A 10231-nucleotide genomic window follows, 5' to 3' on the forward strand; every position below is an offset into this window, starting at 1 on the left:
CTCAGGACTCGCTCTCGACCAGGCTGCGCGGTCGCATGTCGGTCCAGTTGGCCTCGATGTGGTCCAGGCACGCCTGGCGGCTGTCCTCCCCGAAGACGATCCGCCAGCCCGCGGGCACCTCGGCGAAGGTGGGCCACAGCGAGTACTGGCCCTCGTCGTTGACCAGCGCGTAGAAGCGCCCGTTGTCGTCGTCGAAGGGGTTCGTCACCACAAGCCTCCAGTGCCGTCAGGTCAACTGAGGCTTACCTTAGTAAGGCGATACTAAGAGTGTCCAGCGGCGAAAAAGGTGACAAGAGCGTCGTTGACCACGTCCGGGCGCTCCAGATATCCGTAGTGCCCGGCGTCCGCGATTTCCAGGTACCGCGCGGACGGGATCGCGTCGGCGACCTCGCGCGCGAGGTACGCGGGCAGGCGGAGGTCGTCGGCGAACCCGATGACCAGGCAGGGGACGTCGATCGCGCGGTAGGCGTCCAGGCGGCTGTCGGTGATGTCGAGGTCGAGTTGCGCGCGCAGGCCGGGCGTCCACAGGGTCGGCGACATCTCGAAGATGTCCAGCCAGTCCGCGACCGCCGCGTCGTCGTTCAGCGTGCGGGGTGAGAGATTCTGCACTGCCCGCGTGACGGCCTCGTACTTCGCGGGCAGCGCGATCTCGCTGTCCCGCAACTCCTTCTCCGCCGCGCCCATCGCCGCGCGCATCGCGTCCGGACGGCCGCGGGTGGCCATCAGCACGGCCTGGCTGACCAGCTCCGGGCGCGCGAGCATCAGCTCGGTGACCACCTGCGCACCCATCGACGTGCCGACCAGGCGGCACGGGCCGAGGCCGAGGTGCTCGATCAGGCCAGCGGTGTCGGCGACCAGGTCGTCGATCGTGAAACCCGGCTCGGCGGGCGAGATCCCGCGGTTGTCGAAGGTGATCGCGCGGTAGCCGGCGTCGACGAGCGCGGGCACCTGGTGCAGGTGCCACACCCGGCCGTTCGCCGCGGTGCCCATCACCAGCACCACCGGATCGCCCGAGCCGAGGTCGTCGTAGTTGATCTTTATGCCGTTGACGTCGGCGAGTGGCATGGTTCTCCTTGCAGGCTGGCCCGGCGCAGTCCGGGCATGGTCACCGCGACCAGGCAGACGCCGAGCACGCACACGATCCCGCCGGCCACGATCCCGCCCGCCGGACCGAGCAGCCGCGCGGCCAGGCCCGCTTCGGCGTTGCCGACGGCCGGACCCGTCGTGGCCTGCGCGAGCCACAGGCTGCTGACCCGGCCCTGCAGGTGGTCGGGCGTGTGGTGCTGCAGCAGCGCGCGGCGCAGGATCTCCGAGGTCGTGTCGCCGACGCCCGCGATCGCCAGGAACAACAACCCCAGCCACAGCTCGCCGGACAGGCCGAACGCCGTGACCCCCAAGCCCCACAACAGGACCGACCCGATCAACGCGCGGCCGCTGTGCCGGATCCGGCCGGTCCAGCCGCTGACCAGGGCGCCGACGAACGCGCCGACCGCGGGTGCGGTGTAGAGCAGGCCGACCGCGGACGGGCCGCCGCCGAAGACTTCCGTGCCCATCTGCGGGAAGAGCGCGTACGGCATCGCGAAGAGCATGGCCCACAGGTCGATCACGAGAAGCCCGCGTACGACCGCGTTGTGCCGCAGGAAGCGGAAACCCTCGGCGATCGCGTGGAACGGGTGCTGGTGGTCCTCGTCCGGCTTGCCTGCCCGCAGCTCGGGCAGCCGCCACATGAGCAGGACCGCGGCGACGTAGCCGAGTGCGTCGATCGCGAAGCACGCGGCGACACCGGGACCGGCCGCGATCACACCGGCGACCGTCGGGCCGACCATCGCGCCGAACTGGCTGGTGACCGTGATCAGGGCGCCGGCCGCGGTCAGGTGTTCCGGCTTGACCAGCGACGGGATCGCCGCCATCAGCGCCGAACCGCCCAGGCCGTTGATCGCGCCGGCGAGGATCGCGGCGACGTAGACGAACCACAGCATCGGGTGCGGGATCGCGGCGTTGACCGCCAGCCCGCCGAGCACGGCCGCGACGACCGCCCGCGTGGTGAGGATGAGGCGGCGCCGGTCGACCCGGTCGGCCATCACCCCGCCCGCGAGCAACCCGCCGAGCAACGCGATGCCGAACACCAGACTGACCAGTCCGACCTGGACCGACGACCCGGTCACCTGGTAGACGTGCAGGTTGATGGCGACGTTGGTGAGCGCCGTCGTCAGCACGGTGAGTGTTTGCGCGGCGAAGACGAGCCGGTAGGCGGATGCGCTCCGTAGCGGCGTGACGTCGATGACCATTTCCCCGAGCCGCACGAGCACCTTCCCTTCGTAACGTCGGCTAGCCTAACCTAAGTTCGCGCGATCGAGGGAGCTGACGATGTTGCACGGCTGTGTGCCCTGGCCCGAGGAACTGGCGGCGAAGTACCGCGCCGAAGGCTACTGGACCGGACAGTCGCTCGACGTCCTGCTGGCCGAGGGCGCGGCGGCGCACGGCGACCGGGTCGCGCTCGTCGCCGCCGATGGGGCGCGCTGGACCTACGCCGAACTCGACGCCTGGGCAACGCGCCTGGCGGCCGGGCTGGTGTCGGCGGGGCTGCGGCCGGGCGAGCGCGTCGTGGTGCAGCTGCCGAACGTGCCCGAGTTCGTGGCTCTGTTCTTCGCTTTCCTGCGCGCCGGGGTGCTGCCGGTGCTGGCGCTGCCCGCGCACCGGGAAAGCGAGATCGTGCCGCTGTGCGAGCTGAGCGAAGCGGTCGCGTACGTGGTCGCGGACACCGACGACGCCGGGTACGACTACCGCGAGCTGGCGCGGACGGTGCAGAAGGCGGTGCCGTCGGTGCGGCAGGTGTTCGTCGTCGGCGAGCCCGCGGAGTTCCAGCCGCTGCCGACCGCCGCGCCGGTCCCGTTGCCTTCGCCAGATCCTTCCGACGTGGCGTTGTTCCTGCTCTCCGGCGGGACGACCGGCACGCCCAAGCTGATCCCGCGGACGCACCAGGATTACCTGTACAACGCGCGGGCGAGCGCTTCGGTGTCCGGGTTCTCGGCGGACACGCGGTACCTGGTGGCGTTGCCCGCGGCGCACAACTTCGCGCTGGCTTCGCCGGGGCTGCTCGGCGCGATGGCCGCCGGTGGCACGGTGGTGCTGGCGCCGGATCCCAGTGCGGACACGGCGTTCGAGCTGATCGAGCGGGAGCGCGTCACGGTGGCCGCGGTGGTGCCGCCGGTCGCACTGTTGTGGATGGACGCGACCGAGTTCATGGATGAGGACCTGTCCAGCCTGCAATTGCTCCAAGTGGGTGGCGCGAAGTTCAACGCGGAGCCCGCTTCCCGGGTGCGCTCGACGCTCGGCTGCGATCTGCAGCAGGTCTTCGGGATGGCCGAGGGACTGCTGAACTTCACCCGGCTGGACGATCCGGACGAGCTGAAGATCACCACGCAGGGCCGCCCGCTGTGCCCGGCGGACGAAGTGCTCGTGGTCGACGAAGAGGGCGACCCGGTGGCACCCGGCGAAAGCGGCGAGCTGCTGACCCGCGGGCCGTACACGCTGCGTGGCTACTACCGGGCGGAGCAGCACAACGCGCGCTCGTTCACGGCCGACGGGTTCTACCGCAGCGGCGATGTGGTGCGGGCGCTGCCGTCCGGGCACCTGGTCGTCGAGGGGCGGATCAAGGACCAGATCAACCGCGGTGGCGAGAAGATCCCGGCCGAGGAGCTGGAGAACCACCTGCTGGCGCACCCGGCCGTGCACGACGCCGCGGTGGTCGGGATGCCGGACGAGGTGATGGGCGAGCGGACGTGCGCGTTCCTGGTGGTGCGCGGGGAGGCGCCGACCTTGCGCGAGGTGACGGCCTTCCTGAGGGAGCGCGGCGTGGCGGCGTACAAGCTGCCCGACCGGCTGGAGGTGCTGGACAGCTTCCCGCTGACGAAGGTCGGGAAGGTGTCGAAGGTCGCGCTCGCCAAGCGGATAGCCGGGTGAGCGCTGGCGATCGGTGCGCCGAGGTTGACCCGCGCCGGGTGAGCACGGGCGAACGCGGTGCCGAGGTTGGCCCGCGCCGGGTGAGCGCTGGCGAACGCGGTGCCGAGGTTGACCCGCGCCGCGTGAGCACCGGCAATCGCGGCGCCGGGGTCCGGCCGCGCCGGATCACCAGCGCCGCCCACGCCAGCCCCCACCGCACCAGCACCAACAGCCGCGGCACCCACGCCAGTCCACGCCACGTCAGCACCAGCAGCCGCGCCAACACCGGCCCCGGCCGGGTCCGCACCAGCAGCCGCGGCGCCGGCCCACGCCGCGTGAGCGCCGGCCGCCCCAAGCACTTTGCCCGCCCCGCACCTGGAGAACACCCGTGAGCACCGGTGGATCCACCCGAGCCGCCTCCCGGGCGACGCCCGGTCAAGCGCCTGCCCCGCGCCTGGCGGCGCCGTCCCGGGCGGCCGGCCTCGTCGTCGCGCTGGTGGTCCTCGTGGCGATCGCGTTGCTGAGCATCGCGGTCGGCGCGCGGTCCATTCCACTCGGGACGGTCGTCGACGCGTTGTTCCACCGCGACGGCTCCGATTCGTCCTATGTGGTCTGGTCGATCCGCGTGCCGCGGACGTTGATCGGCATCGCGGTCGGCGCGTCGCTCGGCGTGGCGGGGGCGCTGATGCAGGCGCTGACCCGCAACCCCCTCGCCGACCCGGGGCTGCTGGGCATCAACGCGGGCGCGGCGACGGCGGCCGCGTTGTCCGTTGGCGTGCTCGGCGTGACCGACCTGCGGGCGTTCGTCTGGTTCGCGTTCCTGGGCGCGGCCGTCGCGGGTTTCGTGTTGTACGTGATCGCCGGCCGGGGCGGCACGTCACCGGTGCGGCTCGCGCTCGCCGGGACCGCGGTGTCGGCCGCGCTGACCGGTCTGACCCAGGCGATGACCCTGCTCGACACCCAGACGCTGGACCAGATGCGGTTCTGGACGGTCGGTTCGCTGGAGCGCGCCGACGGCGGCACCCTGGTGCGGGTGCTGCCGTTCCTGGCGGTCGGCGTGGTACTCGCGTTGTTCCTGGCTCGGCCGCTGAACGCGCTCGCCCTCGGCGACGAGGCCGGCAAGTCGCTGGGCGCCCACCTCGGCCGGACGCGCGGCCTGACCCTCCTGGCGGTCACGCTGCTGGCCGGCGCCGCGACGGCGGCGGTGGGGCCGCTGGTGTTCGTCGGGCTGGCGGTGCCGCACATGGTCCGCGCGATCACCGGGCCGGACCAGCGTTGGGTGCTGCCCTACTGCGCCCTGCTGGCCCCGGCGCTGCTGTTGCTGGCCGACGTGCTGGGACGGGTGATCGCCAAGGAGGAGATCGACGTCGGGGTGGTGACCGCCCTGCTCGGGGCGCCGCTGTTCATCGCACTGGTGCGCCGCACGAAGGCGGCCCGCTCATGACGAAGACGCTCACCAGGACCCGCACGGCAGCACGCCGCTCGGTGATCGTCTGCGTCGGGCTCGCGGTCGCGATCCTCGGCTTCGGGGTGCTCGCCCTGGGCACCGGGTCGATCTCCGTCGCGCCGCTCGACGTCGTCCGCACCCTGCTCGGCAACGGCAGCCGCATCACGAACTTCGCCGTGCTCGACCTCCGGCTGCCCCGGGTGCTCATCGCGCTGGCCGTCGGCGCCGCGCTCGGCATGAGCGGCGCCGTGTTCCAGAGCCTGTCCCGCAACCCGCTCGGCAGCCCCGACATCATCGGCTTCAACTACGGCGCCACCACCGGCGGCCTGCTGGTCATCCTGCTCTCCGGCGGCGGGACCCTGGCCGTCTCCGGCGGCGCGCTCGCCGGCGGGCTGGTCACCGCCATCGCCGTGTACGTCCTCGCCTGGCAGCGCGGCGTCCGCGGCTCCCGGCTGGTCCTGGTCGGCATCGGCATCAGCGCGATCCTCCAGGCGATCAACTTCTACCTGATCGTCAACGCCCAGATCGCCGACGTCGCCCGCGCGACGGTCTGGCTCACCGGCAGCCTCAACAACCTCGGCTGGACCCAGTTCTGGCCGCTGGTGATCGCGCTGGTCGTGTTGATCCCGCTGCTGCTCGCGGGCGCCCGCCGCCTCGACATGCTCGAGATGGGCGACGACGCCGCGGCCGCGCTCGGCGTGCGGGTCGAGCGCAGCCGCGTGTACCTGCTGATCGTCGGCACCGCGGCGTGCGCCATCGCGACCGCCGCCGCCGGGCCGATCGCCTTCGTGTCCCTCACCGCGCCCCAGCTGGCGAAACGGCTCACTCGGGCCGCCGGCGCCGGCATCCTCCCGGCCGCCTGGATGGGCGCGTTGCTGGTGCTGGTCGCGGACTTCGCCGCCCAGCGGGTCGCCGGGGCGTCGACGCTCCCGGTGGGCGTGGCGACCGCCGCACTCGGTGGCGCCTACCTCGGCTGGCTCCTCTGGCGCCGCCGCTGAACGCGCGACGGCCCCGGGCGCCGCCCGGGGCCGTCGAAAACCAGCTCAGGCCCGCACCACGAACGGCGCCACCGAGCCCAGCTTCTCGCACGTCTCCTCGAACTCGCGCTCCGGCGTGGAGTCCGCGACGATCCCCGCGCCCGCGCGCAGCCACGCCTGCGCGCCCTCCTGGTACACCGCCCGCAGCACCAGCGCCGCGTCCAGTGATCCGTCCTCGGAAAGCGCTATCACCGCGCCGCTGTACAACCCGCGCGGGTCGTCCATCCGGGAGATCGCGTCGAGCGACTCGCGCTTGGGAATGCCGGACGCCGTCACCGCCGGGAACACCGCCTCCAGCGCGTCCCACGCCGACCGGCCGTCCGCGAGGTCCCCGTTCACCAGCGAAGCCAGATGCTGCACGCTGCCCCGCTCCTTGATGCCCATGAAGTCCCCGACCCGCACCGATTCCGGCACGCACACCCGCCGCATCTCCTCCTGCGCGGTCCGCACCGACACGGCGTGCTCGAACACCTCCTTGGGGTCCGATTCGAGCTCGGCCCGCGCGGCCGCGTCCGCCTCGCTGCCCCGCCCGAACGCACGCGTCCCGGCCAGCGGCTGCGTCGTGACCCGCCCGCTCCCGTCGACCGACACGACGATCTCCGGGCTGAACCCGGCCGCCTCGGCGCCGTTCAACCGCAACAGGAACGACCGGGCGGGGGTGTTGCCGCGCCGCCCCAGTTCGTAGGTCGCGACCAGGTCCGCCGGGAACGGGATCCGCACGACCCGCGACAGGATCACCTTCTGGTACTGCCCCTGCCGGATCTCCTTGACCGCCTGGGCGACCCGCTCGCGGTAGCTCTCGCCGCCCGCGCGGACGTCCACCTCGGCGGCACGCGGCGTGTCGGCCTCGATGGACGCTTCGAGGATCTCCCGCACCCGTGCCCGCTCCCCCGCGTCGACACCGCGGATGCGGACCGACTGCCCGTCCAGCCGCACCTCGGTGCGCGGCACGATCACCCGCACCACCTCACCGGGCGGCGGCACGGCGCCACGCAGCCCGAGCCCCGGCACCAGCCCGGCGAACGAGAAGTGCACGCGACCGTAGGCGTTCCAGCCCGTCACCGGCAGCTCCGCGAGCGCCGACCGCATCGCCTCGCCCGGCGACCCGGTCCACGCACGATCGGTCACCTCGTCGCCGTACGAGATGAGCACTCGCTCGGCGTCGAGCGACACCGTCGCGAGGGCACCGCCGGCGAACGTCCACACGCCGTCGCGTTCGTAGACGACGTAGTCGTCGAACCCGGCGCGCGCCAGTCTGGTCACAAGGCTAAGTGGCTCAGCCACTGAGCCGGTTTCCTCGACGTCGTACTCGGTCACGCCCACTCCTCGGCTTTCACACCACTGACCGCGTACTCGGCAGGCCAGTCCAACGACGGTTCCCTGCGGTCGAGGATCGAGCGCAGGATTTCGCCGACCCGCACCGCGGTGTTCGAGAGCAGGGACGAGGTGATGCCGTGCGAGTGCTCGGTCCCGCCCTGCAGGTAGAGCCCGGCCTGCACGTCCGGGGTGACGAGCCGGTAGTCGCGCTCGATCCGCAGGCGGCCGTGCTCGTCGCGGCGGCACTTGGCGGCCAGCTCGCCGAGCAGCGACGTCGGATCGGCCGGACGGTATCCGGTGGAGTAAACGACGAGGTCCGCGTCCAGCACGGTCTTCTCGCCGGTGGTCAGGGATTCGATCGCCATCCGGACGCCGGACTCGGTTTCGGTGACGTCGATGGGGCGGCAGGCGTTGAAGATCCGCAGCCGCTGCACGCCCTGCACCTTCTCGCGGTAGACGCGGCGGTACAGGTCGTCGATGAGGTCGAGGTCGACGGCCGAGTAGTTGGTGTTGCCGTGGTAGTCCATCAGGCGGCGCTTGACGTCCTCCGGCGCGGTGTAGAACGCGTCGACCGCTTCCGGGTCGAAGATCCGGTTCGCGAACGAGCTGTCGTCCGACGGGCTGTAGCCGTAGCGGGCGAACACCGAGCACACCTCGGCGCGCGGGAACTTGTCGTGCAGGAACGCGGTGACCTCCGCGGCGCTCTGCCCGGCGCCGACGACGATGCACCGCTCGGGGTCGGACACCTTGTCGATGCGGTGCAGCAGCTGGTGGTTGTGCCAGATCCGGTCACTGACCGTGACCCCCTCAGGGAGGTTTGGCCGCAGCCCGGTGCCGAACACGACGTTGCGGGCACGCAGCACCTGCCCGTCCGCGGTGCGCACGTCGAACAACGATTCCTCGCCGGAAACCGGCGTGATCCCGGCGACTTCGCGGCCGTAGGAGACGAGGTCGTCGACCTTCGCCGCCGACCACTCCAGGTAGTCGTGGAACTCGATCCGCAGCGGGAAGAGGTTCTTGTGGTTGATGAAGTCGACGAGGCGCCCCTGGCTGTGCAGGTAGGACAGGAAGCTGAACTCGCTGGCCGGGTTGCGCATGGTGACGAGGTCCTTGAGGAACGACACCTGCATCGTGGCGTTGTCCAGCAACATCCCCCGGTGCCAGCCGAACCGCGGCTGACGCTCGAGGAAGTGCGCGGTGACCGCCTCCCCGCCGCCGGCGTTGTGCTCGGTGACGGCGATCGCCAGTGCGAGATTCGAAGGGCCGAAGCCGACCCCGACCAGGTCGTAGACCGGAACTTCCTGCGGTTCTGGCATGCCCGTCCTATCCGTAGATGTACAACCGAGGCAACCCTAACCTAAGTTAGGGGAGGCTTAACTACTACATTCGGGCGTGATGTTGATCCCGGAACGAGGAGGACCGATGCGGGTCGCGATGTTCGGCTACCAGACGTGGGGGCACCGCACGCTGCGTGCACTGCTGGACGCCGGTCACGAGGTGGTGCTCGTCGTGACACACCCGAAGAGCGACCACGCCTACGAGAAGATCTGGTCCGACTCGGTCGCGGATCTCGCCGGGGAGAACGGTGTTCCGGTGATCGAACGCAACCGCCCCGACGACGACGTGACGGCCGCGCTCAAGGAGGCCGGCCCGGAGATCATCGTCGCGAACAACTGGCGCACCTGGCTGCCGCCGGAAATCTTCAACCTGCCGCCCCGGGGCACCCTCAACGTGCACGATTCGCTGTTGCCCGCATACGCCGGTTTCTCGCCGTTGATCTGGGCGCTGATCAACGGGGAGAAGGAGGTGGGCGTGACCGCGCACATGATGAACGACGAGCTGGACGCGGGCGACATCATCCTGCAACGATCCGTCGAGGTCGGCCCTCGTGACACGGTGACGGACCTGTTCCACCGCACGGTCGACCTCATCGAACCGGTCGTGTCGGAAGCCCTGGCAAAGCTCGAATCGGGGAATTACGAGCCGGTTCCCCAGGACCGTTCCAAGGCGAGCTTCTTCCACAAGCGGTCCATCGAGGACAGTCGCATCGACTGGACCTGGCCTGCCGAGGACATCGACCGCCTGGTCCGCGCCCAGTCCGACCCGTACCCGAACGCCTTCACCACCCACAAGGGACAGACCATCCGGATCACCAAGGCGTCCGTCTCGAAGGGACGGTACGGCGGCACACCCGGCCGGATCTTCATCCCCGAAGGCGACGGAGTGGTGATCGTCGCCGGCGCGGACGCCAGGTTCGGCAAGAACCACGGCCTGGTCATCGAACAGGTACGCCTGGAAGACGGCACAGAGCTGGCAGCCACCGAGTACTTCCAAAAGATGGGCGGCTACCTAGGCCGCTGAAAGCGGCGGTTGTCTTTGAACAAAACGAAGCTGGGTGGTCATCCCGTCGCCTGACACGCAACGATCACCTTGAGCCAGGGCCGCAACCCAGGCCGCCAACCGGCGGCCGAACATGCCAACCTTGCGG

9 protein-coding genes are annotated in these 10231 nt (G+C 70.9%); 4 read left to right on the forward strand and 5 right to left on the reverse strand.

The window, feature by feature from the left end; all coding sequences use genetic code 11:
* Position 1 precedes the first annotated feature (1 nt).
* Genes ABZ193_RS19925 through entS form a run of 3 tightly spaced genes read right to left on the reverse strand, consistent with a single transcriptional unit; the run spans position 2 to position 2303 of the window.
* Complete coding sequence (locus ABZ193_RS19925; protein ID WP_191245338.1) at positions 2–208, reverse strand: MbtH family protein; 207 nt, start codon at positions 206–208, stop codon at positions 2–4.
* A gap of 53 nt (positions 209–261) precedes the next feature.
* A complete protein-coding gene (locus ABZ193_RS19930) occupies positions 262–1065 on the reverse strand; it encodes an alpha/beta hydrolase (RefSeq protein WP_354710935.1) in 804 nt (267 codons plus the stop codon).
* The gene (entS, locus tag ABZ193_RS19935; RefSeq protein WP_354710936.1) at positions 1038–2303 is read right to left on the reverse strand and encodes an enterobactin transporter EntS; all 1266 of its coding nucleotides are present in this window, start codon (positions 2301–2303) and stop codon (positions 1038–1040) included. The genes ABZ193_RS19930 and entS overlap by 28 nt, the downstream gene beginning before the upstream one ends.
* Before the next feature lie 64 nt (positions 2304–2367).
* Here entS and ABZ193_RS19940 point away from each other — a divergent pair, with 64 nt between their 5' ends.
* The 3 genes from ABZ193_RS19940 (at position 2368) to ABZ193_RS19950 (ending at position 6387) form a co-directional block, all read left to right on the forward strand.
* The gene (locus ABZ193_RS19940) at positions 2368–3963 is read left to right on the forward strand and encodes an AMP-binding protein (protein WP_354710938.1); all 1596 of its coding nucleotides are present in this window, start codon (positions 2368–2370) and stop codon (positions 3961–3963) included.
* A 367-nt stretch (positions 3964–4330) separates the two neighbouring features.
* The gene (locus ABZ193_RS19945) at positions 4331–5386 is read left to right on the forward strand and encodes an iron chelate uptake ABC transporter family permease subunit (RefSeq protein WP_354710939.1); all 1056 of its coding nucleotides are present in this window, start codon (positions 4331–4333) and stop codon (positions 5384–5386) included.
* Complete coding sequence (locus tag ABZ193_RS19950) at positions 5383–6387, forward strand: iron chelate uptake ABC transporter family permease subunit (RefSeq protein ID WP_354710940.1); 1005 nt, start codon at positions 5383–5385, stop codon at positions 6385–6387. The genes ABZ193_RS19945 and ABZ193_RS19950 overlap by 4 nt, the downstream gene beginning before the upstream one ends.
* Before the next feature lie 45 nt (positions 6388–6432).
* Here ABZ193_RS19950 and ABZ193_RS19955 read toward each other — a convergent pair whose 3' ends face one another.
* The gene (locus ABZ193_RS19955; RefSeq protein WP_354710941.1) at positions 6433–7689 is read right to left on the reverse strand and encodes a salicylate synthase; all 1257 of its coding nucleotides are present in this window, start codon (positions 7687–7689) and stop codon (positions 6433–6435) included.
* Between the two features lie 50 nt (positions 7690–7739).
* The gene (locus ABZ193_RS19960) at positions 7740–9059 is read right to left on the reverse strand and encodes a SidA/IucD/PvdA family monooxygenase (protein WP_354710942.1); all 1320 of its coding nucleotides are present in this window, start codon (positions 9057–9059) and stop codon (positions 7740–7742) included.
* Between the two features lie 106 nt (positions 9060–9165).
* On the opposite strand from ABZ193_RS19960, the gene ABZ193_RS19965 reads away from it, so the two are divergent.
* Complete coding sequence (locus ABZ193_RS19965) at positions 9166–10104, forward strand: methionyl-tRNA formyltransferase (RefSeq protein WP_354710943.1); 939 nt, start codon at positions 9166–9168, stop codon at positions 10102–10104.
* Positions 10105–10231: the final 127 nt, after the last annotated feature.

The sequence above is a fragment of the Amycolatopsis sp. NPDC006125 genome, from assembly GCF_040614195.1.
Classification (GTDB): Bacteria; Actinomycetota; Actinomycetes; order Mycobacteriales; family Pseudonocardiaceae; genus Amycolatopsis_E; species Amycolatopsis_E tucumanensis.